The sequence below is a fragment of the Streptomyces sp. NPDC050121 genome (assembly GCF_044460385.1).
Lineage (GTDB): Bacteria > Actinomycetota > Actinomycetes > Streptomycetales > Streptomycetaceae > Streptomyces > Streptomyces soliscabiei.
Genome location: NZ_JBITJV010000006.1, coordinates 264672 through 286916, shown reverse-complemented (window position 1 = coordinate 286916; position 22245 = coordinate 264672). Strand labels below are relative to the sequence as shown.

The window sequence follows — 22245 nt, the reverse complement described above, 5'->3', positions numbered from 1 at the left end:
GTCCGCGGATCCCTCAGGCCTCCCGGGTCAGCACCCGCTCCAACGCCGACAGCGCCGAGGCGAGTTCCTCTTCGGTGATCGTCAGCGGCGGGGCCAGCCGAATGGTCGAGCCATGGGTGTCCTTGACCAGGACGCCCTCGCCCATCAGGCGCTCGCTCACCTCGCGCCCGGTGCCGAGCGCCGGGTCGACGTCCACGCCCGCCCACAGCCCCCGCGCCCGGAAGCCGACGACGCCCCTGCCGACCAGCCCGGTCAGACCGTCCCGCAGGACCGCCCCCAGCTCGGCCGCCCGGCGCTGGAACTCACCCGTCTCCAGCAGCTCCACCACCGCCGTGCCGACCGCCGCGGCCAGCGGATTTCCGCCGAACGTCGACCCGTGCTCGCCCGGCCGCAGCACCGACAGCACCTCGCGCCGCGCCACCACCGCCGACACCGGCACGATCCCCCCGCCGAGCGCCTTGCCCAGCAGCAGCACGTCGGGGACGACCCCCTCGTGCTCGACGGCCAGCGTGCGCCCGGTGCGCCCGAGCCCCGACTGGATCTCGTCGGCGACGAAGAGACAGTTCGCCCCCCGGGTCAGCTCCCGCACCCCGGCGAGATAGCCGTCGTCGGGGATGAGGACGCCCGCCTCGCCCTGGATCGGCTCGATGAGCACCGCGGCGGTCGTCTCGTCCACGGCCCGCTCCAGCGCGGCCAGGTCGTTGTACGGGACGATCCTGAACCCCGGCGTGAACGGCCCGAAGCCCGCCCGGGCCGTCTCGTCCGTGGAGAAGCTCACGATCGTCGTCGTACGCCCGTGGAAGTTGTCCGCGGCGACCACGATCGTCGCCCGGTCGGCCGGGACGCCCTTCACGTCGTAGGCCCACTTGCGGGCCACCTTGATGCCGGACTCGACCGCCTCCGCGCCCGTGTTCATCGGCAGGACCATGTCCAGACCGGTCAGCTCCGCCAGCCGCTCGGCGAATTCGGCGAGGCGGTCGTTGTGGAAGGCGCGGGAGGTGAGGGTCAGCCGGTCCAGCTGACGGTGGGCCGCCTCGATCAGCAGCGGGTGCCGGTGGCCGAAGTTGAGGGCCGAGTAACCGGCCAGCATGTCGAGGTACCGGCGGCCCTCGACGTCCTCCACCCAGGCGCCCTCGGCGCGCGCGACGACCACGGGCAGCGGATGGTAGTTGTGCGCGAGGACGGGCTCCTCGGCACGGATCAGGTCGGCGGAGGAACGCCCGGAGGCGGCATCGGCGGACCGCGCGGGGACGACGGGTGCGGTCATGAGCGGATCTCCTGCGTGCAGCACTTGATGCCACCGCCGGCCTTCAGGAACTCCGAGAGGTCGACGGGGACGGGGACATAGCCGCGCTCAGCGAGCCGGGAGGCGAGGACCTCGGCCTGCGGGGCGATGAAGACATGACGGCCGTCGGAGACCGAGTTCAGGCCCAGCGCCATGGCGTCGTCGCGGGTGGCGAGCACCGCGTCCGGATACAGCCGGGCCAGCACCTCCCGGCTGCCGGCCGAGAACGCCTGAGGGAAGTACGCGATGTTGTCGTCGTCGAGGACGAACAGCGCCGTGTCCAGGTGGTAGAAGTGCGGGTCCACCAGCGTCAGGCTGATCACCGGGTGACCGAAGAACTCCTGCGCCTCCCGGTGCGCCTCCCGGGTCGTGCGGAACCCGGTGCCGGCCAGCACGTACCGGCCCGTCCACACCAGGTCCCCCTCGCCCTCGCAGACGGACTCGGGCCGGTGGACGTCGAAGCCCGCCGCCTTGAACCAGGTGTCGTAGTGCACGGACTCCGGCCGCCGCTGCGGCGCGTGGAAGAGGGCCCCGAAGACCCGGCCCGCCACGACGACCGCCGAGTTCGCGGCGAAGACCATGTCGGGCAGACCGGGAGCCGGCTCCACGACGTCCACGGTGTGGCCGTGGGCCCGATAGGCGCTGATCAGCGTCTGCCACTGGGTCTGGGCCAGATCGACGTCCACCGGGGTGTCGGGACGCATCCAGGGGTTGATCGCGTACTGCACGGCGAAGTGTCTGGGTTCACAGACGAGGAAGCGCCGGGGGCGCTGCACACGGTCGTCGGTCACACTCTCGGGCACAGAGGGTTCCTCCGCTTTTCCTGCGGTGTCGACTGAGGGTTGACACCAAGGTAGGAACTGGCGGGGACGCACGACAAGGAACGAGCATTGCGTGTCTGCGCAGGAACGCTGCGTGGTGAGGCCGTTCTACGCAGGTTCGCTGCGTCTTCGCAGGTTTATTCGGGAGCGTGCTGGGTCGCGCCCGCCTCCGGGCTCTCCGGCAGCAGATGCGAGAGCACCATCACGCTGATCGTCTTCCGGATGAACGGCTCGGCCCGGATGCGCTCCAGCACGTTCTCGAAGTGCTCCACGTCCCGCGCCCGCACATGCAGCAGCGCGTCCGCCCCACCCGTCACCGTCATCGCCGCGGTGATCTCCGGATGGTTGCGCACCACCTCCGCCAGCCGCCTCGGCGGGGCGGCCCCCTCGCAGTACACCTCCACGTACGCCTCCGTGCGCCAGCCCAGCGCCGACGGCTCCACGGTCGCCGTGAACCCGGTGATCACCCCGGTGTCCCGCAGCCGGTCCACCCGGCGCTTGACCGCCGTCGCGGACAGGCCGATCGCCGTGCCGATCTCGGCGAAGCTCGACCTGGCGTTCGCCATCAGAGCCGTGATGATCTTCCGGTCGAGATCGTCGAAAGGGGCGGGCGCGCTGTTCATGCGGGCACTGTATCCAGGGCGTACGTCCACACCCCGGTACATGTCCAGCGGTGCGGATCGCCCCTACACTCCACCTTCATGCTGCGCGCCCTCGCCGTCGACGACGAACGCCCCTCGCTGGAGGAGCTGCTGTACCTGCTCACCGCCGATCCCCGGATCGGCAGTGTGGAAGGCGCCGGCGACGCGACCGAGGCGCTGCGCCGCATCAACCGCGCCCTGGAGTCCGGCCCGCACGGCCCCGAGGCCATCGACGTCGTCTTCCTCGACATCCAGATGCCCGGCCTCGACGGCCTCGACCTGGCCCGTCTCCTCACCGGCTTCGCGCGGCCGCCGCTGGTCGTCTTCGTCACCGCCCACGAGGACTTCGCCGTCCAGGCCTTCGACCTCAAGGCCGTCGACTACGTCCTCAAACCCGTCCGCAAGGAACGCCTCGCCGAGGCCGTGCGCCGGGCCGCCGAACTGCGCGGCGCCGCCGCCCCGCGCATCCCCGTGCACGAGCCCGACCCGGACCACATACCCGTCGAGCTCGGCGGCGTGACCCGCTTCGTCGCCGTCGAGGACATCACCCACGTCGAGGCGCAGGGCGACTACGCCCGCCTGCACACCGACCGCGGCAGCCACCTGGTCCGCATCCCCCTGTCCACCCTGGAGGAGCGCTGGCGCGCCCGCGGCTTCGTCCGCATCCACCGCCGCCACCTCGTCGCCCTGCGCCACATCGGCGAACTCCGGCTGGACGCGGGCACGGTGAGCGTCCTGGTCGGCGGCGAGGAACTCCAGGTCAGCCGACGCCACGCCCGCGAACTGCGGGACCTGCTGATGAGGAGGACCTAGCCGTGCCCCAGGACCCCGTCGAACGGCGCGTCGTCGTCACCGGCCCGCCGCGCCGCACCCGGCGCTCCTTCGGCTACTACCGCCCGCGCACCGAGATCGACGAGCAGACCACCCTCGGGCACACCTACGTCCGTTCCCTCATGCGCTCCCAACTGCGCGCCGCCCTCACGGTGTTCGCCGTCCTCATGCTGCTCGTCGGCCCGCTGCCCCTCCTCTTCGCGGCGATGCCCGACGCCCATCGCCTGCAGTGGGCGGTCCTCGGCTTCTGCCTCTACGCCCCGCTCGTCCTGCTCGCCCGCTGGTACGTGCGCCGCGCCGAACGCAACGAACGGGACTTCATCCGGCTGGTCGAGGACAAGTGAAGGGCGAGGACACATGAAGGCCGTACCGCGATGAACTCGACGTTCGCCGTTCCCGCCGTCGCCCTGGTCGTCGTCGCCACCGTCCTCGTCGGCGCCTTCGGGCTGCGCATCTCCCGCACCACCTCCGACTTCTACGTCGCCTCCCGCACCGTCGGCCCCCGCCTCAACGCGGCCGCCATCAGCGGCGAGTACCTCTCCGCCGCCTCCTTCCTCGGCATCGCCGGACTGGTCCTCGTCCAGGGCCCGGACATGCTCTGGTACCCCGTCGGCTACACCGCCGGCTACCTGGTCCTGCTCCTCTTCGTCGCCGCCCCGCTGCGCCGCTCCGGCGCCTACACCCTCCCCGACTTCGCCGAGGCCCGCCTCGCCTCCCGGCCGGCCCGACGGCTCGCGGGCGCCTTCGTCGTCGGCGTGGGCTGGCTCTACCTCCTGCCCCAACTCCAGGGCGCCGGGCTGACGTTGACCGTCCTCACCGGCGCCCCCGACTCGCTGGGCGGGCTGATCGTCGCGGTCGTCGTCACGGCGACCGTCGCCGCGGGCGGCATGCGCAGCATCACCTTCGTGCAGGCCTTCCAGTACTGGCTCAAGCTCACCGCGCTCCTCGTCCCCGCCCTCTTCCTGACCCTGGCCTGGCAGGGCGACGGCGCGCCCCGCGGCGCCTTCGATGAACCGGCCACCTTCCGCGACCAGCGCGTCGTCCGCGTCGACGACACCCTCGACCTCAAGCTGGAGAGCCCCCTCACCGTGACGGTGGACGGCACGGTCGACGGCCGCCCGCACGACGACGCCGTACTGCGCCTTTCCGCCGGCACCCACCACATCGAGCGCGGCGCCCGCCTCACCTTCGCCGCGGGCACCGCCGTCCCCACCGCCGAACGCGGCAGCAACGGAGGCATGTCCACCTCCCTCGCCGCCGGCCGCGAGGAACGCCCCCTGTACGCGACCTACGGACTGATCCTCGCCACGTTCCTCGGCACCATGGGCCTGCCGCACGTCGTCGTCCGCTTCTACACCAGCCCGCACGGGGTCGCCGCCCGCCGCACCACGGTCGCCGTCCTCGCCCTGATCGGCGCCTTCTACCTCCTGCCGCCCGTCTACGGCGCCCTGGGCCGCCTCTACGCCCCCGAACTCGCCCTCAGCGGCGACGCCGACGCGGCCGTCCTGCTGCTGCCCGACCGCGTCATCGGCGGCCTCGGCGGCGACCTGCTGGGCGCGCTGGTCGCCGGCGGCGCCTTCGCCGCGTTCCTGTCCACGGCGTCCGGGCTGACGATGGCCGTGGCGGGGGTGCTCGCACAGGACGTCCTGCCGACCCGCGGCGTACGGCACTTCCGGCTCGGCACCGGGCTCGCCATGGCCGTACCGCTCGCCGCGAGTCTGCTGGTCGGCGGGCTGCCGGTGGCCGACGCGGTCGGGCTGGCCTTCGCGGTGTCGGCGTCCTCCTTCTGCCCGCTCCTCGTCCTCGGCATCTGGTGGCGCCGGCTGACCCCGCCGGGCGCGGCCGCCGGGATGCTGGTGGGCGGCGGGTCGGCGTTCCTCGCCGTCGCCGCGACCATGGCCGGCTTCCCCGGCACGGGCGGCCTGCACGCGCTGCTCGCCTGGCCCGCGCTGTGGTCCGTCCCGCTGGGCTTCCTCACCATGATCCTGGTGTCCCTGGCCACCCCCGGCCGCGTCCCCGCCGGCACGGCGGCGATCCTGGCCCGCTTCCACCTGCCCGAGGAACTGCGCACGGAGGAGCTGCGGGCGGCGGAGACGAAGGCCGCGGAGCAGGCGGCATGAGCGGCTTCCTCGCGGGCCTCTGCATCGCCATCCTCCCCTTCCTCGCCGCGGGCTTCTGGCTGGGCCGCCGCACCGCACGCCCGGAAAGCCTGGGCGGACTGGGCACCCCCGTCGAGCACGCCACCTTCCAGACCCTGCACACCGCCTCCCTCGCCGCACCCCCGCTGCGGGCCGGCCTCACGGAGGAGACGGCCCGCAGATCGGCCCGCAGACTGCGCACCCTGCTCGGCACGGACGCCCTGTGCCTGACCGACGAGAAGGAGGTGCTGGCCTGGGACGGAGTGGGCGCACACCATCGCGCCGAGATCATGGAGCGGCTCGCCGGCCCCCTGGAGAACGGCCGCGGCGAGGCCTTCCGCCTGACCTGCGAGCACGCCGACTGTCCCGTCCGCTGGGCCGTCGTCGCCCCGCTCACCGTCGACGACCGGGTGCACGGCGCCCTGGTGGCCTGCGCGCCCCGCGAGTCCGCCGTCCTGGTGCGGGCGGCCGGCGAGGTGGCCCGCTGGGTGAGCGTCCAGCTGGAGCTGGCGGACCTCGACCAGTCCCGTACGAAGCTGATCGAGGCCGAGATCAAGGCCCTGCGCGCCCAGATCTCCCCGCACTTCATCTTCAACTCGCTCGCCGTGATCGCGAGTTTCGTGCGCACCGACCCCGAACGCGCCCGCGAACTACTCCTGGAGTTCGCCGACTTCACCCGCTACTCGTTCCGCAGGCACGGCGACTTCACCACCCTCGCCGACGAACTCCACGCCATCGACCACTATCTGGCCCTGGTTCGGGCGCGCTTCGGCGACCGCCTCGCCGTCACCCTCCAGATAGCGCCCGAGGTCCTCCCCGTGGCGCTGCCCTTCCTCTGTCTCCAGCCGCTCGTGGAGAACGCCGTCAAGCACGGCCTGGAGGGCAAGACCGGCACCTGCCACATCCAGATCACCGCACAGGACGCCGGCGCCGAGGCCCTGGTCGTCATCGAGGACGACGGCGCCGGCATGGACCCGGTCGCGCTGCGCCGCATCCTGGCCGGCGAGGTGAGCCCGTCCGGCGGCATCGGCCTGTCCAACGTCGACGACCGGCTCCGCCAGGTCTACGGCGACGACCACGGCCTGGTTATCGAGACCGCCCTCGGAGCGGGCATGAAGATCACCGCCCGGCTTCCGAAGTACCAGCCGGGCGTGCACTCGGCGGCCCGGCTCACCCCCGGGTGATCAGCTCGTCCTGGTCACCACCATCGCGAGCGTGATCAGCCCCAGCACGACCCAGCCGAACCACAGCCAGCCGTTGCTGCCGAGCGCCACCGTGTAGGCGGTCACCATGACGAGCCCGCCGACGGTGAGCACCCCCATGGTCTTCGTGGAACTGTCCGTGGTACCGGCCATCGCGACACCCTCCTCAGGGCCGCCCTCGGCAGGGCGGGTCCCCCTCCATGGTGCCCCGGGTTCAGCGCCCGCGTGCCTGGAGCGACGCAAGATAGGCGTTGTACGCCTCCAGCTCCTGGTCCCCGTCGCGGTCGGCGGCCCGGTCCTTGCGCTTGGCCTGCCGCTGCTCGGAGCCGTACCACTGGAACAGCAGGGCGATCAGCACCAGCACGGACGGGATCTCGCTGAACGCCCAGGCGATGCCGCCGGCCGCGTTCTGATCGGACAGCGCGTCGATGCCCAGTGAGGCGGGCGGGTTCTTGAACGTCTCGACCATCGGCTGCGAGGCCATCATCAACGCGATGCCGAAGAACGCGTGGAACGGCATGCCCGCGAACAGCTCCAGCATCCGCATCAGATAGCCGGGCCGGTTCGGACCCGGGTCCACGCCGATGATCGGCCAGAAGAACACCACGCCGACGGCGAGGAAGTGCACCATCATCGCGACGTGCCCGGTCCTGGAGCCCATCAGGAAGTCGAACAGCGGTGTGAAGTACAGCGCGTAGAGACTCGCGATGAACAGCGGGATGGTGAACGCGGGATGCGTGATGATCCGCATGTAGCGGCTGTGCAGCAGCATCAGCAGCAGCTCGCGCGGCCCCTTGCGGCCCCGGCCGGCGGCCGGCAGCGCGCGCAGCGCGAGCGTCATGGGCGCACCCAGCAGGATCAGGATCGGCGACAGCATGCTGATCACCATGTGCTGCACCATGTGCACGCTGAACATGACCATCCCGTAGTCGTTCAGCCGGGTGCACATCACGAGCCCGACGGTCAGCACACCGACGACGAACGACACCGTCCGGCCCACCGACCAGGCGTCCCCGCGCCTGCGCAGCCGCACGACCCCCCAGCCGTACAGACCGAGCCCCACCAGGCAGGCGACGAGGAAGAACGGGTCCGCCGACCACTGAAGACCCCGCCCCAGCGTGAACGGCGGCAGATCCATGGTCATGCCGTGCCCGCTGTGATCCATCCGCCGGCTCCTGATTCGTGGGGGGTTGTACGTTTCCTGCCGCCCACCAGAGTAGAGAAGCCCCCGGCGGCCTCCGGCACCGGGGCGGTTCACTCGGGCGGTCCCGACTCGGAAGCGTTCACCGCGGGGAGGCTTGTGCCATGTCTGTCATCTTCTTCGACATCGGCGCGACCCTGGCGGATCCCCGGAGGGAACCCGACGGCTCCCTGACCCTGCGGCCCCTGCCGCGGGTCCTCGCCGCGCTCGACGCCCTGGGCGAGGCACGCAAGGGCATCATCTCCAACCCCGGGTCGGCCGAGGCCGCCGTGGCACGGGCGCTGGCGGAGGCGTTTCCCGGCCGTTTCACGGACGCGGCGCTGGTGCACTGGGGAGTGAAGGACAGCCGCGGCATCTTCGACCGGGCGGTCGCCGCCACCGGCGAGGCGGCCGACGCGTGCGTCTTCGTGGGCGAGGACGCCCAGGAGCGCGGCTTCGCACGGGAGGCGGGGATGCGCACCGCGGCCCACCCGGTGTTCGCCCTCGCGGCGGCGGAGGACCGGCCCGTGCTCCGGGCGCGGATCGAGATCCGCGCCGGCCAGGACCTGCGCTCGTTGACCGCGGCCATGGACGAGACCGAGGCCGTGCCCGCCGAGGTGGTCTCCGAGCGGCTCGTGCTCGCCATGGTGACCACACGGGGCGTCGATGCGCTGCAACGCGCCGGTTTCACGGTGGACGTGCGGGGGCCGGTGGAGGAGACGGCCCGCGCCGACGCCGAGCAGGACGACGCCGAGCGCCGGGCGACCGAGAAGTTCATCGACGACCTGCTGGCGCGCGGCGAGGCCGTCTACGAGGGCGAGGAGCCCACCCCCCGGACGACCCATGTGGTCGAGCGCACGGACGACGGACGGCTCTCCGTCCGTCGTCTGCGCTTTCTGCACTGAGCCGACGTACTGCTCACCGGCTGCTCAGTCGAAGCACCGCCGGACCAGGGCCAGGCCCTCGCCGGTGTCGCTCCGCGTGATCTCGTGGGTCTTCAGCCGGGTCGCGCTGTCGTCGACGAACGCCGTGGCGGAGCGGTGTTCTTCGGGCACCCGGACCCGGCCGCGGCGGAAGAGGTCCTCGAGGAACGACGTGGCGACCCGCTCGGGGTCGGAGGGCCGCACCGAGCCGCCGGCCGGGTCCGAGCCCGCGATGCCGAAGCGTCGCTCCTGCGCCGGCGCGGAGAGGGTGAGCGGCTGGGTGACGCCGTACGTCGCGCCCTGGATCGTCACGGCCGTCAGGCCCTGATCGTCGGCGCCGCCGGGCGTCGTCTCGGCGATCGCGGCGGCCCTGCGGGTCAGCTCCGGCTCGGTGAGGGACGTGGCGGCCTCCAGGGAGAGGATGCCGTGCCGGATGAACGCCGAGCGCAGGGAGGGGCCGTACTTGCCGCCGTTGCGGCGCTGGTCCGCGGCGATCATGTGGCCCGCGACCTGCGCGTAGTAGGCGGACACCACGGGCGCGGCCACGACGGCGTCCACCAGGAGCTGTCCCGCCATCTCGGCGGAGAAGGCCAGACCGGCCTGGTCCTGGAGGTCCTGCTGGTGGAAGATCCCGGCGACGATCTTCAGGAACGCGCCGCTGAACACGCGCGAGAACGAGTGCGGCTCGCTGGTGAGCATGCTCGCGGGACCGTCCGAATCCAGCAGCACCGGGTCGCGGTAGAAGAAGCTGTTCGCCATGTTGCGCAGGCAGTCCGGGTCGACCTTCTCCGGATGGCGCTGGCGGATCGCCCAGCCCAGTTGCTCGGCCATCCTCGACACCCGTGAGGACAGTTCGAGGTCGCCCTGCGTCTCGGCCAGCACGGCGATCCGCAGCGATTCCAGCCGGAGCGAGCTCAGCAGGGCGCTGATGTCACCGAACGCCTCGTGAAGGGCGGCCGTCTCCGCACTCGCCGTGTCGAACAGCTGGGGGCGGAGGGCGTCGAGGACTCCGTGCCCCGTCTCGTGCTCGACGATCTCGTTGCTCTCGCACGTGGCGACGAGGACGCCTGCCACCGTGCGGCGGAAGAACGACAGGCCTCTACGGTCGTAGAAGGCGTTCAGGCCGTTCCCCGCGTCGAGGTGCGCGGTCAGGAGGCGTCCGACGCGCGGATGCCAGTGCGTACCGGTCGGGACCAGCGGCGCCCAGGTCTGACTGGCCCTGCTGAGCGCGTCGGCGGCCACCCAGTACCGGAAGGCCTCGGTGCCGGGTCCGGCACTGTCCGGCTGCGGGGCGTTGCCCGCGATGGCCGTGGGGAAGGGCTGGATGTCGAGCTGCGGCACGGGATGCGGTACGGGCATGCTGACCAGCGGAGGAAATCCGGGGTCGTCCTCGTACACCAGCACCGTCGGAAGGGTGACCTGCTGTTGCTGCACCGTCATGGAAGGGCTCCCTGAGTGGGGAGAGATGGGGGGTGGTCCTGCGCGTTCAGTACGAGGCCCCAGGAGCCGGGTGTCAATTCGAACAGAGGCGGAGGAGACGCCCGAGGCGGCCCGCGCCCAGTGCGCACGGGCCACCGAAGCGTGACGGTTCGACGGCCGGACGGGTGACCGTGGCTGCGTCGAACCGTCGGACGACTAGAGCACGCACTCCGCTTCCGCGTACCGCTCGTGCGGGACGGTCTTCAGCGTCTCGACCGCCTCGGCGAGGGACACCATCACGATGTCCGTCCCGCGCAGGGCCGTCATGTTGCCGAACTCCCCCCGGTGCACGGCCTCCACCGCATGCCACCCGAACCGGGTGGCGAGCACCCGGTCGTACGCGGTCGGCGTGCCGCCGCGCTGCACATGCCCCAGAATCACCGGCCGTGCTTCCTTCCCGAGCCGCGACTCCAGCTCGATCGACAGCTGCCGGGCGATCCCCGCGAAGCGCTCATGCCCGTAGACGTCCTTGGCGCCCTCGTCGAAGTCCATGCTGCCGGGCGCGGGCTTGGCCCCCTCCGCGGCGACGACGATCGCGAACCGCTTGCCCGCCTCGAACCGCTCACCGACCCGGCGGGCCAGCTCCTCGATGTCGAAGGGCCGCTCCGGTACGACGATGGCGTGGGCGCCGGCGGCCATGCCGGAGTGCAGCGCTATCCAGCCGGTGTGCCGCCCCATGACCTCCACGACCAGCACCCGCTGGTGGGACTCGGCGGTGGTCTTCAGCCGGTCGAGCGCCTCGGTGGCCACACCGACGGCCGTGTCGAACCCGAAGGTGACGTCGGTGACGGCGATGTCGTTGTCGATGGTCTTCGGCACGCCCACGATGGGCAGCCCCGCGTCCGACATCAGCCGGGCCGCCTTGAGGGTGCCCTCACCGCCGATCGGGATGATCGCGTCGAGACCGAGCTCCGCGACATGGCCCCGGGCCCGCTCCACGCCGTCGCGCAGATGCGAGGGCTGGACCCGGGAGGAGCCGAGGATCGTGCCGCCGCGGGCCAGGATGCCGCCCACCGCGTCGAGGTCGAGCTTGAGATAGTCGCACTCCAGGAGGCCCTTCCAGCCGTCCCGGAAGCCGATGACCTCGTCGCCGTGGTCGGCGACGGCACGGTGCACGACGGACCGGATGACGGCGTTCAGGCCGGGGCAGTCGCCGCCGGACGTGAGGACACCAATGCGCATAGCCCGAAACAACCTTCTCCACGTGGGCCGGTCCGGACCACGCTGTCCGGCTCGAATCCCCGCCACCCTAGCGGCATGAGGGGGCGGGGCCGTAGCACGCGTCCGCCTGCTGGACGTGCCTGCTCACCTGTGCGGACGTACCGTCAGACGGGCTGCTGACGGTGCGCTGAAAATCAGGTGAACATCCAGGTCAGGCAGGCTGCTGCGCAGCCGCGATACGCTCGCCCCGCAGCGCCTCGTACCAGCGGTCGTCGATCGGCGGCAGCGCGTTCACGTCGAGCGCCAGCTTCAGCAGCAGGTCCGCGATCAGCGGGTTGCGCGCCAGCACCGGGCCGTGCATGTACGTCCCGAACACGGTGTCGTTGTACGCGCCCTCGGTGCCGTCGCCGGTGCCGTTGCCCCTGCCGAGCTGGACCCGGGCCAGGGGGCGGGCGGTCGGGCCGAGGTGGGTGACGCCCTGGTGGTTCTCGAAGCCGGTCAGCTGCGGCAGACCGAGCCGCGGGTCGATGTCCCCGAGGACGTCGCCGACGCACCGCTCGCCCTCGCCGCGCGTCGTCGTCACGTCCAGCAGGCCGAGACCCGGCTCGCGCTGCCCGAGGTCGTTGACGAACTCGTGGCCCAGGATCTGGTAGCCGGCGCAGACCGCGAACACGATCGCGCCGTTGTTCACCGCCTGGTACAGGTGCGCGTCCCGGCGCAGCCGCTCCGCCGCGAGCCGCTGCGGACGGTCCTCGCCGCCGCCGATGAGGTAGATGTCGCCGGACGTCGGGATCGGCTGGTCGCTGCGCACGTCGAGGCGCGCCACGTCGAGACCGCGCTGCCGCGCACGGCGCTCGACGACGAGGGCGTTGCCCTGGTCGCCGTAGGTGCTCAGCAGGTCCGGGTAGATCCACACCAGCCGCAGTTGGTTGTCGCTCATGGAAACGTCCTTCGTGGTCAGTTGCCGACGCGGCGGCGCAGGTCCTGGAACGCGGTGTAGTTGGCGATGACCTCGATCCGGCCCGGCGGCGCCAGCTGCACGGCCTGGTCGAGGTTCTCGCACACCTGGAAGTGCTGGTTCGCGACCTCCAGACGCACCGCGAGGTCCAGCTTGCGGTCACCGACGACGAAGATCGGGTGGCCGGTCAGCCGCGTGTAGTCGACGTCCCACAGCCAGGACGTGTCGGTGCCGTCGGCGCCGCGCGCGTTCACCGAGAGGATGACCGGGGCCGGCGGCGGATCGATCAGGCTGAACGTCTCGAGCCAGCCGGCCGGGTTCTTCGCGAGCAGGAGTCTCAGGTCGCGCTGCATGAACTGGACGACGTCGTAGCGTCCGGCGACGGCCTGCACCTGGTACATCCGCTCCAGCGCGACCTGCGGCGGCACCCCGAAGACGGCGGCCACGGCGGCCGAGGAGGCGGCGTTGGCCTTGTTGGCGCGCCCCGGCAGCTGCAGATGGATCGGCCAGGCGGACCCGTGCGGATCGAGCACATGGTCCCCGGACAGCACCCAGCTCGGCGTGGGACGCCTAAACCCGCACTCGCCGCAGAACCAGTCGTCCCCGGGCCGCTGCATGACGCCACCGCAGGACGGGCACGACCAGGCGTCGTCCTTCCACATCTGACCGGCGGCGACCCAGATCACGTTGGGGGAGGAGGAGGCCGCCCACACCACCAGCGGGTCGTCGGCGTTCGCGACGACGACGGCCTTGGAACCGGCAAGCCCCTCACGCCAGTTCTCCGCGAGCATGCGGGTCTCGGCGGCCCGGTCCAGCTGGTCGCGGGAGAGGTTGAGCAGCGCGATGCACTTGGGAGCGGTGTCCCGGGCCACGCCCGCGAGGTACTTCTCGTCGACCTCGATCACGCCGTAGCGCGCGTCGGAGCCGCCCGCGAGGGCCGAGGTGATGCCGGCCGGCATGTTGGCGCCGAGCGCGTTGGACACGACCGGTCCGGCGGCGCGCAGCGCCTCGGCGATCAGCCGCGTGGTGGTCGTCTTGCCGTTGGTCGCCGAGACGAGGACGACGTCCAGGTTCTGGGCGAGCCTGGCGAGGAGGTCGGGGTCGAGTTTGAGCGCCACCCGGCCGCCGATCACCGAACCGCTGCCGCGCCCCGCGGCGCGCGACGCCGCCGCGACCGCCTTGCCCGCGGTCACGGCGATCTTGGCCCGCGGCGTGAGCGGGTCCGAGTTGCCTGCCATCAGTTCTCGATCCTCCTTGCGTACGCGCCGCGCCTCTGCCGTACGGCAACGTGGTAGGTGGTCAGCCTATCGAGATCCATTCGCACTCCCGAATCCCGGGACCGCGTCACAGCCGTGGACGGCATGCGCGTGTCAGAAAGGACCGTACCCTTGCCGCCATGCGACACGGCTCCATCCCGGGCGCCCACGGGCGCGTCCGGCCCCTCACCCTGCTCGGCGACCCCGTCCTGCACGCCCGTTGCGAGGACGTCACGGACTTCGGCCCCGAACTCGCCCGCCTCGTCGAGGACATGTTCGCCACGATGTACGCGGCCAGGGGGGTCGGCCTGGCGGCCAACCAGATCGGCGAGCCGCTGCGCGTCTTCGTCTACGACTGCCCCGACGACGAGGACGTCCGCCATCTGGGCCATGTGGTGAACCCGAGGCTGGTCGAGGCGGACGGCATCGTGCTGCGGGGACCGGAGGGCTGTCTGTCCCTCCCGGGCCTGGAGGCGGGTACGGAGCGCTACGACCACGCGGTGGTCGAGGGCGTCACGGTGGCCGGCGAGCCGATCACCGTCGACGGCACGGGATTCTTTGCCAGATGCTTGCAGCACGAGGCCGACCACCTGGAAGGCCGCGTGTACGCGGACCGGGTGGAGGGCCGGCGCAAGCGGAAGCTGATGCGCCAGGTGTCCCGAGCCTCCTGGCGCCAAGGGAGCGGTCAGGTCTGAAGGGGCGCGGGGCGGCCGTCAGAACCCGGGACCGCCGATCTTGTCGCCGGCCGCCGCGAGGCGACCCCACAACAGGTCGGCCAGACTGCGCACCAGTTCGACCCGGGAGCAAGGCCGCTCGCCCAGCCACCAGTCCCCGGCCGCGTGCATCATCCCGACGATCCCGTGCCCCCACACCCGCGCGAGCTGCTGGCTCCCGGGCCCGAGATCCAATCGGTCCTCGATGACCTGGGCCAGCTCCTCGCCCATCCGCCGAAGCAGCGGAGCGGAGTGCTTGCCGACATCGAATCCCTGCTCCCCGGGTGACCCGTCGGCCGGATGCATCAGAAACCGGTACACCTGAGGCCGGGCCTCGATGGCCGCGAGGTAGGTGTCGAGGGTCGCCTCGACCCGCTCCCGGCGCTCGGCGGGGGCGTCCAGCGCCGCCCGCAGCGAGTCCAGCAGCGCGTCGGTGTGCCGTTTGGCGAGGGCGGCGTACAGCCCTCCCTTGTCACCGAAGTGGCGATAAAGGATCGGCTTGGTGATGCCCGCCTCCGCCGCGATGGCGTTCATCGAGGCCTGCGGCCCGTCGCGCAGCACCACCCGGTCGGCGGCCTCCAGCAGCTCGCGCCGTCGGCGGTCGGCGGACCGTTGCTGCTCGGTCCGCTGCGTGGTGTCCATGTGCTCTCCCCACCCGTGCTGATTCGGTGACGCCTGCGCAAACTAACACCTGACAGCAGCCTGACATCGAACGGGCTGGCGGGCTCCAGGCCCGTCATCAGGAGTTGACTTTCCTTACCGATCGGTAACAGACTCTTGTTACCGCTAGTAACATGCACGTTCCGCCGCTGGAGGGGACATGGCCGAGTTCACCATGGAGCTCAACGACGAACAGAAGGAGGTCCGGGACTGGCTGCACGGCTTCGCGGCCGACGTCATCCGCCCCGCGGCCGCCGAATGGGACGAGCGTGAGGAGACTCCCTGGCCGGTCATCCAGGAGGCCGCGAAGGTCGGCATCTACTCCCTCGACTTCTATGCGCAGCAGTACTTCGACCCCACCGGCCTCGGCATCCCGATGGCCATGGAGGAGCTCTTCTGGGGCGACGCGGGCATCGCCCTGTCGATCGTGGGCACCGGCCTCGCCGCGGTGGGCGTCCTCGCCAACGGTACCGAGGAGCAGATCGGCACCTGGATCCCGCAGATGTACGGCGACGCGGGCGACGTCAAGGTCGCCGCGTTCTGCTCCTCCGAGCCCGACGCCGGTTCGGACGTCGCCTCGATGCGCACCCGTGCCGTGTACGACGAGGCCAAGGACGAGTGGGTGCTCAACGGCACCAAGACCTGGGCGACCAACGGCGGCATCGCCAACGTCCACGTGGTCGTCGCGGTCGTGGACGCCGAGCTGGGCTCCAAGGGCCACGCGTCCTTCATCGTCCCGCCGAACACGCCGGGTCTGTCCCAGGGCCAGAAGTTCAAGAAGCACGGCATCCGCGCCTCGCACACCGCCGAGGTCGTCCTGGAGAACGTCCGCGTCCCCGGCTCCTGCCTCCTCGGCGGCAAGGAGAAGCTCGACGAGCGCCTCGCCCGTGCGCGGGAGCGGGCCAAGGCCGGCAACGGCGAGCGCGTGAAGAACGCCGCGATGGCCACGTTTGAAGCTTCGCGTCCGGCGGTCGGTGCGATGGCGGTCGGTACCGCCCGGGCCGCGTACGAGGTGGCTCTCGACTACGCGATGACGCGGGAGCAGTTCGGGCGGCCGATCATCGACAACCAGGGCGTCGCCTTCCAGCTCGCGGACATGCGTACGTCGATCGACGCCGCGCGGCTGCTGGTCTGGCGCGCTTCCTGGATGGCGGTCAACGGCAAGCAGTTCACGGCCGCCGAGGGCTCCATGTCGAAGCTGTTCGCCAGCGAGACCGCGAAGAAGGTCACCGCGCAGGCGATCCAGATCCTCGGCGGCAACGGCTACACCAGGGAGTACCCGGTGGAGCGCATGCACCGCGACGCCGCCATCTACACCATCTTCGAGGGCACGAGCGAGATCCAGCGGCTGGTGATCGCCCGGACCTTGTCGGGGATGCCGATCCGGTAGCGCCGGCGGGGCGTCTCCCTCACCGGTGCCTCAAAGGGGTGAGCTGTTCGATGTCGTAGCGCTTCCGCAGGATCTCGATCGCCTCGTGGTCCGGTGGGCCCCCGGCGGCCAGGATCTCGAGCAACTCCTCGAAGTAGCGCTCGTGGTCGGGCGGCGGGGAGGACTGGAAGAACACCCTCGCCGTGGCGTCCGTCGGGTTGGCGAAGGCATGGGGGCAGCCCGGGGGCACGACGATGACCGTGCCCGGGGTGGCCCGGACCACCCCCGTGCCCGAACTTGACTGCCAGCGCTGCCAGTTGTCGGCCGTACGGACCCGCGGCTCGAAGGCGAGGACGTCCAGCTCGCCTTCGAGTACGTAGAACAACTCCTCGCTGCGGGTGTGCACATGGGCGCCCACGTCGAAGCCCGGCGGGACCTCCACCTCGAAGGTGGAGGCCACGCGCGAGTGTGTGCCGGTGACCTTGAACGTCACCCGCTGGGCCGGGGTCCGGACGACCCTGCCGTGGCCCGGCGGCACCAGCAGCCCGTCGCTCACCATGGGACCGGGAGGGCTTCGGGGCCGCGGATCAACGCGCCCTTCCCGGGCAGGGTCTCGGTGATCGTCGTCTCTTCGACCATGTCTGCTCACGCCCTCCCGTCGTCCGTGCGCTGCCAGCGCCCCAGTGTCATCTCGGCGGTGATGCCGGGCCCGAACCCGGCGAGCAGCCCGCGTGCCCGGTCGGCGGCGCCACCCTCGTCGAACAGCCGGCGTGCCGCGTCCAGGACGACGGCGCTGGCGATGTTGCCGTACTCGGTGAGCGTGGCCCGGCTGAAGCGGAACGCGTGCGGGTCGACCTGCAGGAACACACTGAGGTCGTCGAGGATGCGGGGGCCGCCCGCGTGGACTATGTAGAAGTCCAGGTCGGCAGCGTCCCAGCCATGCTTGCCCGCGAGGTCCTGCAGGGCCGGCGCGAGCGGCTCCATCGTGGCCGGCACCCGCTTGTCCAGCAGGAAGTGGAAGCCGGTCGCCCGGACGTCGTACATGATCCACTCTTCGGTCTTGGGGATCACGTACGAGCCGTTGCGCTCCAGCCGGATGCCCTCGCCGCCCCGGCCGCGCACCACGGCGGCCGCGATGCCGTCGCCGAACAGGCCGTTGCAGAGCAGGGATCCGACGCCGAGGTCGGTGGGCTGGTAGCACAGCGAGCAGAACTCGCAGGCCACGATGAGGGCGTTGGCCTCGGGGTAGGCGGTGCAGAAGTCGTGCGCCCGGTTGATCGCGGCACCGCCGGCCGCGCAGCCCAGCTGGGCGATCGGCAGCTGCCGGGTGGTGCTGTCGAAGTCCATCTCGTTGATCATCCAGGCCGTCAGCGAGGGCATCATGAAGCCCGTGCACGACACGTAGATGATGACGTCGATGTCGCCGGTGAGAAGCTCCGCCTCGTCCAGCGCCCGCTGTACGACCGCCGGGACACGGGCCTTGGACTCGGCCACGTAGACCCGGTTGCGTTCCTCGAAGCCCGGATGTTTCAGGGTCTCCTCGATGGGCTGCACGAGGTGTCGGGTCCGGACGCCGGTGTTCTCGATCAACCGGAGAGCCAGCGGCAGCTGGGCGTGGTCCCCATGGCGGGAGCGCGCCAGTTCCAGCGTCTCCTCCATCGTGATCACGTGCTCCGGAACCGACACCGAGGGCCTGCACAAAGTCGCCATGAACCGTCCCTCCAAAAGGTGGTTCACCACAGGGGTGCGTGCACACCCACGATCACCCGTTAGGGCGACGACTTCGCGCGGTGCTACTCCATCCGGGGGATATTTCCAGGTCAGGGGCGCGGGGAAGTGCGCGACCAGCCACAAGGCACTACGGCGCACCCCCGCTGCTGTGAGCGATACAGGCCACATCGATACGATCGGCAAGCTTTGCGAGCTCAATGGTCAAAGCAGCAACGGTGTCCTCGTCAAGCCCCTCGGCCCCGGCCTCGACAAGATGCAGCCACCGTCCACCCAACGTGCGGAGCAGCTTGCTCACGTCGGCCGCAGTCACCTGCAGGGTCCCGCGGTCATCGACGATCAGAGGCAGAGTCACTTCGCGGTTCACACCCGGGATCGTAGCCGCGCGGCGCTCACGCACCGTGCCAAACCGTGGTGATGTTGCAGAACTCCCGGATTCCGTGCCCGGACAGCTCACGGCCGTATCCGGACCGCTTCACCCCGCCGAACGGGAACCCCGGATGGGACGCCGTCATCCCGTTGACGTACACCCCGCCGGCCTCCAGATCCCGTACGAAACGGTCGACCTCGGCCTCGTCCCGGGTCCATACGTTGGAACTCAGACCGAACGGCGAGTCGTTGGCGATGAGCACCGCCTCATCGAGGTCGGCCGCCCGATACAGCGTGGCCACGGGCCCGAAGGCCTCCTCCCGGTGGATCCGCATCTCGCGCGTGATGCCGGCGAGAACAGTGGGCGGGTAGTACCAGCCGGGCAGCTCGGGCCGGCGGAGCCGATGCCCGCCGCACAGCACGGCCGCTCCACTGCGCCGGGCGTCCTCCACCAGCTCTTCCAGGTCCGACCGCCCCTGTTCGCTCGCCAGCGGCCCGACCTCCGTCTCCTCATCCAGCGGGTCGCCGACCTTCAGCGCCGTCATGCCCGCCACGAACCGTTCGGCGAACGCGTCGTACACGTCGGTGTGAACGATGAACCGTTTGGCCGCGATGCAGGACTGTCCGTTGTTCTGTACGCGCGCGGTCACCGCCACCTGCGCGGCCCGGTCGACGTCCGCCGACGGCATGACGACGTACGGGTCGCTGCCGCCCAGTTCCAGCACCGTCTTCTTGATCATCTCCCCGGCGGTGGAGGCGACCGCCCGCCCGGCCGGCTCGCTGCCGGTGAGCGTCGCGGCCTTGACACGCTCGTCGCGCAGCAGGTCGTCCACCGCCCCCGACCCGATCAGCAGTGTCTGGAAGCAGCCCTCGGTGAAACCGGCCCGATGGAACAGGTCCTCCAGGTACAGCGCGGTCTGCGGGACGTTCGAAGCGTGCTTGAGCAGCCCCACGTTGCCCGCCATCAGCGCCGGCGCGGCGAACCGGACCACCTGCCACAGTGGGAAGTTCCACGGCATCACCGCGAGCACCGGACCCAGCGGCCGGTAGCGGACCAGGGCGCGCGAGGCACCGGAGTCCTTCACGTCGGCGGCGGCCGGCTCCTCGTCGGCGAGCAGTTCCTCCGCGTGCTCGGCGTACCAGCGCATCGCCTTGGCGCACTTCGCGGCCTCCGCGCGGGCCTGCTTCACCGGCTTGCCCATCTCGGTGGTCATGATCCGGGCGATGTCCCGCTGGTCCTCGTCCAGGAGGTTCGCGGTCTGGATCATCAGGCGCGCCCGGTCGACGAAGCGCGTCGCCCGGTACGTACGGAACGTGGCCTCCGCGAGCTGGAGCCGGCGCTCCAGTTCCTCCTCGCCCATGGCCTCGTACGTGCGAAGCGTCTCGCCGTTCGCCGGGTTCACCGTCGCGATGGGCATGACCGACCTCCTGAAGAGCTGCCTGTGTCTCGACCTTCCCGCGCCGGGCCCGAGGCCGCAACGCGTGCGCATCCGCTCAGGGCGAGTGCTCCGTCAGGCGGTCGAGAAACGCGGACTGCGCCGTGACGATCACCTCGTGGGCCCGGGCGAGACCGAACCAGGCGACCCGGTCCAGTTCCGGGAACTCCTTGAGGCGTCCGGATCGCGGCGGCCACTCCAGGGTGAACGTGCCGGGGACGATCGTCGCCGGGTCGAGGTCCGCCTCGACGGCCCACGCCGTGACGATCTTGCCGTTCTTCTGGCGGACCTCGCCGAGCGGGATCGCCTCGCCGTCGGGCGGGGGCAGCCCGAGCTCCTCCCGGAACTCGCGGCGGGCCGCCTCCCAGGCCGGTTCGTCGGGCTCGTACTCGCCCTTCGGGACGGTCCACGCCCCGGCGTCCTTCCTCGCGAAGTACGGGCCGCCCATATGGCCGAGCAGCACCTGAGGGCCGTCGCCCGTGAGCCGGAACAGCAGCAGACCGGCGCTGCGCCGCTGCGCGGGCCCTGTCGCGGGTGTCACGGGTGCACCTCCGGGTGCGCGGCGAGCAGGGTCTGCACCGTGTCCGCCGCCGCCGGGCGCTTGTCCTCGCGGTAGCGGACCACGCGGGCGAAGCGGAGGGTGACGCCGGCCGGGTAGCGGGTGGAGCGCTGCAGACCGTCGTAGGCGATCTCGACGACGAGTTCGGGGTGGACGGTCACCACATGGCCGTCGTCCTCGACGGCGAGCTCCTTCAGCCGCTCGGTCTGCCAGGTGAGCATCGCGTCGGTCATGCCCTTGAACGTCTTGCCGAGCATGGCGAAGCCGCCGTCGGCGGCGCGGGCCCCCAGGTGCAGGTTGGAGAGCTTCCCGACGCGCCGCCCATGACCCCACTCGGCGGCCAGCACCACCAGATCGAGCGTGTGCACGGGCTTCACCTTCAGCCAGGACGCACCGCGCCGGCCCGCACTGTAGGGCGCGTCGAGGGCCTTGACCACGACTCCCTCATGGCCGCGCAGCAGCGTCTCCCTGGCGAACTCCTCCGCCGCCTCGGCGTCCTCGGGGCCGGACACGACCCTGCGGCGCACCCGCATCGGCTCGGGCACCAGCCGGGCCAGCTCCGCGTGCCGTTCGGCGAACGGCAGGTCGAGCAGGTCCCGGCCGTCCACGGACAGCGCGTCGAAGAAGACGGGGGAGACCGGGACCGCCTCGGCGGCCGTCGCCACGTCAACGCGGGAGCCGACGCGGCCGGCGGTCTCCTGGAAGGAGCGAGGGCGTCCCGTCTCGTCGAGGGCGATGACCTCACCGTCCAGGATGAATCGCGACCCGGCCAACTCCCGTGCGGCGTCCGTCACTTCGGGCAGGCGGTCGGTGATGTCGTCCAGGGTGCGGGTGTAGAGGCGGATGTCGTCGCCGGCGCGGTGCACCTGGACGCGGATGCCGTCCAGCTTCTCCTCCACCGCGCAGACGCCGAGCTTGCCGACCGCCTCGGTGACGGAGGGCGCGGTGTGCGCGAGCATCGGCAGGACCGGGCGGCCCACGGTGAGCCGGAACGTCTCCAGGGCCGGCGGCCCGTCCGCGAGCAGCGCCCGCGCCACCGTCTGCAGGGAGCCCGCCAGCATCACCGCCCGCCGTACGTCGGCCGGCGGCGCGCCGGTCGCCTGCGCCAGACCCTCCACGGCTACGGCGTCCAGCGCGCCCTGCCGGACCTCGCCGGTGATGAGGCCCAGCAGGAAGCGCTGCTCGTCCGCGGTGGCCGCGCCCATCAACGCGCCTACCAGCCGCGCCCGTTCGGCCTGCGAACCGGGGCCCGACACCGCGCCGAGCTCGGTGAGGAGGGCGTCCACCTCGCGCACGGTCAGGGTCGGCGCCCCGGCCGGGGCGACCGGTCGGCTCAGCACCTTCCAGCCGACGCCGAGGCGGCCCTGGGGGAGCCGCCCGGCCAGGTAGGGGATGACGATCGGCACGTCCTCCGCCTCCGCGTCCCGGAAGAGTTCGGCGAGCAGGGCGATCTTGCGGGAGCGCGCCGAGGCGGCGGCGACCTCCCGGGACACGTCGGCGAGCCGGGTCAGCAGCATGCAGCCATGGTGCGACAGG

The 22245-nt window shown here is 71.4% G+C and carries 23 protein-coding genes; 7 read left to right on the top strand and 16 right to left on the bottom strand.

Translation table 11 applies throughout. The annotated features are described in order from the left end of the window. Nucleotides 1-13 precede the first annotated feature (13 nt). The 3 genes from rocD to ACIBTS_RS12420 all read right to left on the bottom strand — a co-directional run bounded on the left by rocD (nucleotide 14) and on the right by ACIBTS_RS12420 (nucleotide 2729). Nucleotides 14-1267, bottom strand: a complete 1254-nt coding sequence (gene rocD / locus ACIBTS_RS12430) for an ornithine--oxo-acid transaminase (protein WP_399318785.1) — start codon at nucleotides 1265-1267, stop codon at nucleotides 14-16. Beyond that, a complete protein-coding gene (gene ddaH / locus ACIBTS_RS12425; RefSeq protein WP_399318890.1) occupies nucleotides 1264-2076 on the bottom strand; it encodes a dimethylargininase in 813 nt (270 codons plus the stop codon). Before ddaH ends, rocD begins: the two co-directional genes overlap by 4 nt. A gap of 167 nt (nucleotides 2077-2243) precedes the next feature. Further along, nucleotides 2244-2729 carry an Lrp/AsnC family transcriptional regulator gene (locus ACIBTS_RS12420; protein WP_319673445.1) on the bottom strand — a complete coding sequence of 162 codons (486 nt, stop codon included), beginning with the start codon at nucleotides 2727-2729 and terminating at the stop codon, nucleotides 2244-2246. 78 nt (nucleotides 2730-2807) lie between these two features. Between ACIBTS_RS12420 and ACIBTS_RS12415 the strand changes: the two genes are divergently transcribed. Genes ACIBTS_RS12415 through ACIBTS_RS12400 form a run of 4 tightly spaced genes read left to right on the top strand, consistent with a single transcriptional unit; the run spans nucleotide 2808 to nucleotide 6900 of the window. Then, on the top strand, nucleotides 2808-3560 hold the full coding sequence (locus ACIBTS_RS12415; RefSeq protein WP_399318783.1) for a LytR/AlgR family response regulator transcription factor: 753 nt from the start codon (nucleotides 2808-2810) through the stop codon (nucleotides 3558-3560). Between the two features lie 2 nt (nucleotides 3561-3562). Continuing rightward, complete coding sequence (locus ACIBTS_RS12410) at nucleotides 3563-3922, top strand: hypothetical protein (RefSeq protein WP_099937805.1); 360 nt, start codon at nucleotides 3563-3565, stop codon at nucleotides 3920-3922. A 30-nt stretch (nucleotides 3923-3952) separates the two neighbouring features. Next, nucleotides 3953-5698: a cation acetate symporter gene (locus ACIBTS_RS12405; protein ID WP_399318781.1), complete on the top strand. Its 1746-nt coding sequence runs from the start codon at nucleotides 3953-3955 to the stop codon at nucleotides 5696-5698. Beyond that, nucleotides 5695-6900: a sensor histidine kinase gene (locus ACIBTS_RS12400; protein WP_399318779.1), complete on the top strand. Its 1206-nt coding sequence runs from the start codon at nucleotides 5695-5697 to the stop codon at nucleotides 6898-6900. Before ACIBTS_RS12405 ends, ACIBTS_RS12400 begins: the two co-directional genes overlap by 4 nt. Here the strand turns inward: ACIBTS_RS12400 and ACIBTS_RS12395 are convergent, their stop codons facing one another. Together ACIBTS_RS12395 and ACIBTS_RS12390 are read right to left on the bottom strand one after the other, a co-directional pair. After that, nucleotides 6901-7071 carry a hypothetical protein gene (locus ACIBTS_RS12395; protein WP_361709030.1) on the bottom strand — a complete coding sequence of 57 codons (171 nt, stop codon included), beginning with the start codon at nucleotides 7069-7071 and terminating at the stop codon, nucleotides 6901-6903. It abuts the gene before it with no gap. Nucleotides 7072-7132: 61 nt separating this feature from the next. Next, a complete protein-coding gene (locus ACIBTS_RS12390; protein WP_399318778.1) occupies nucleotides 7133-8083 on the bottom strand; it encodes a cytochrome c oxidase assembly protein in 951 nt (316 codons plus the stop codon). A gap of 140 nt (nucleotides 8084-8223) precedes the next feature. Here ACIBTS_RS12390 and ACIBTS_RS12385 point away from each other — a divergent pair, with 140 nt between their 5' ends. Beyond that, nucleotides 8224-9003, top strand: coding sequence for an HAD family hydrolase (locus tag ACIBTS_RS12385; RefSeq protein ID WP_399318776.1), 780 nt, complete (start codon nucleotides 8224-8226; stop codon nucleotides 9001-9003). 24 nt (nucleotides 9004-9027) lie between these two features. On the opposite strand, the gene ACIBTS_RS12380 is transcribed toward ACIBTS_RS12385, so the two are convergent. The 4 genes from ACIBTS_RS12380 to ACIBTS_RS12365 form a co-directional block, all read right to left on the bottom strand. After that, complete coding sequence (locus ACIBTS_RS12380) at nucleotides 9028-10461, bottom strand: hypothetical protein (RefSeq protein WP_399318774.1); 1434 nt, start codon at nucleotides 10459-10461, stop codon at nucleotides 9028-9030. Nucleotides 10462-10656: 195 nt separating this feature from the next. Then, complete coding sequence (locus ACIBTS_RS12375; RefSeq protein WP_399318772.1) at nucleotides 10657-11682, bottom strand: 6-phosphofructokinase; 1026 nt, start codon at nucleotides 11680-11682, stop codon at nucleotides 10657-10659. 190 nt (nucleotides 11683-11872) lie between these two features. Further along, a complete protein-coding gene (locus ACIBTS_RS12370) occupies nucleotides 11873-12601 on the bottom strand; it encodes a glutamine amidotransferase (RefSeq protein WP_319344941.1) in 729 nt (242 codons plus the stop codon). Nucleotides 12602-12618: 17 nt separating this feature from the next. Further along, nucleotides 12619-13857 carry a MurT ligase domain-containing protein gene (locus ACIBTS_RS12365; protein WP_079663764.1) on the bottom strand — a complete coding sequence of 413 codons (1239 nt, stop codon included), beginning with the start codon at nucleotides 13855-13857 and terminating at the stop codon, nucleotides 12619-12621. 158 nt (nucleotides 13858-14015) lie between these two features. Here ACIBTS_RS12365 and def point away from each other — a divergent pair, with 158 nt between their 5' ends. Next, the gene (gene def / locus ACIBTS_RS12360) at nucleotides 14016-14570 is read left to right on the top strand and encodes a peptide deformylase (protein ID WP_399318770.1); all 555 of its coding nucleotides are present in this window, start codon (nucleotides 14016-14018) and stop codon (nucleotides 14568-14570) included. 18 nt (nucleotides 14571-14588) lie between these two features. Here def and ACIBTS_RS12355 read toward each other — a convergent pair whose 3' ends face one another. Then, the gene (locus ACIBTS_RS12355; protein WP_399318769.1) at nucleotides 14589-15230 is read right to left on the bottom strand and encodes a TetR family transcriptional regulator; all 642 of its coding nucleotides are present in this window, start codon (nucleotides 15228-15230) and stop codon (nucleotides 14589-14591) included. A 178-nt stretch (nucleotides 15231-15408) separates the two neighbouring features. Between ACIBTS_RS12355 and ACIBTS_RS12350 the strand changes: the two genes are divergently transcribed. Further along, nucleotides 15409-16638 carry an acyl-CoA dehydrogenase family protein gene (locus tag ACIBTS_RS12350; RefSeq protein ID WP_399318767.1) on the top strand — a complete coding sequence of 410 codons (1230 nt, stop codon included), beginning with the start codon at nucleotides 15409-15411 and terminating at the stop codon, nucleotides 16636-16638. A 19-nt stretch (nucleotides 16639-16657) separates the two neighbouring features. On the opposite strand, the gene ACIBTS_RS12345 is transcribed toward ACIBTS_RS12350, so the two are convergent. The 6 genes from ACIBTS_RS12345 to ACIBTS_RS12320 all read right to left on the bottom strand — a co-directional run bounded on the left by ACIBTS_RS12345 (nucleotide 16658) and on the right by ACIBTS_RS12320 (nucleotide 22226). Beyond that, nucleotides 16658-17176, bottom strand: a complete 519-nt coding sequence (locus ACIBTS_RS12345) for a cupin domain-containing protein (RefSeq protein WP_399318765.1) — start codon at nucleotides 17174-17176, stop codon at nucleotides 16658-16660. 86 nt (nucleotides 17177-17262) lie between these two features. Then, nucleotides 17263-18327: a type III polyketide synthase gene (locus ACIBTS_RS12340; protein WP_399318763.1), complete on the bottom strand. Its 1065-nt coding sequence runs from the start codon at nucleotides 18325-18327 to the stop codon at nucleotides 17263-17265. Nucleotides 18328-18475: 148 nt separating this feature from the next. Then, nucleotides 18476-18712 carry a DUF6213 family protein gene (locus ACIBTS_RS12335; RefSeq protein ID WP_319251986.1) on the bottom strand — a complete coding sequence of 79 codons (237 nt, stop codon included), beginning with the start codon at nucleotides 18710-18712 and terminating at the stop codon, nucleotides 18476-18478. Nucleotides 18713-18737: 25 nt separating this feature from the next. After that, nucleotides 18738-20132, bottom strand: coding sequence for an NADP-dependent succinic semialdehyde dehydrogenase (locus tag ACIBTS_RS12330; RefSeq protein WP_399318761.1), 1395 nt, complete (start codon nucleotides 20130-20132; stop codon nucleotides 18738-18740). A 76-nt stretch (nucleotides 20133-20208) separates the two neighbouring features. Then, nucleotides 20209-20691, bottom strand: a complete 483-nt coding sequence (locus ACIBTS_RS12325) for an NUDIX domain-containing protein (protein ID WP_399318759.1) — start codon at nucleotides 20689-20691, stop codon at nucleotides 20209-20211. Beyond that, nucleotides 20688-22226: an ATP-dependent DNA ligase gene (locus ACIBTS_RS12320; RefSeq protein WP_399318758.1), complete on the bottom strand. Its 1539-nt coding sequence runs from the start codon at nucleotides 22224-22226 to the stop codon at nucleotides 20688-20690. The genes ACIBTS_RS12325 and ACIBTS_RS12320 overlap by 4 nt, the downstream gene beginning before the upstream one ends. Nucleotides 22227-22245 lie beyond the last annotated feature (19 nt).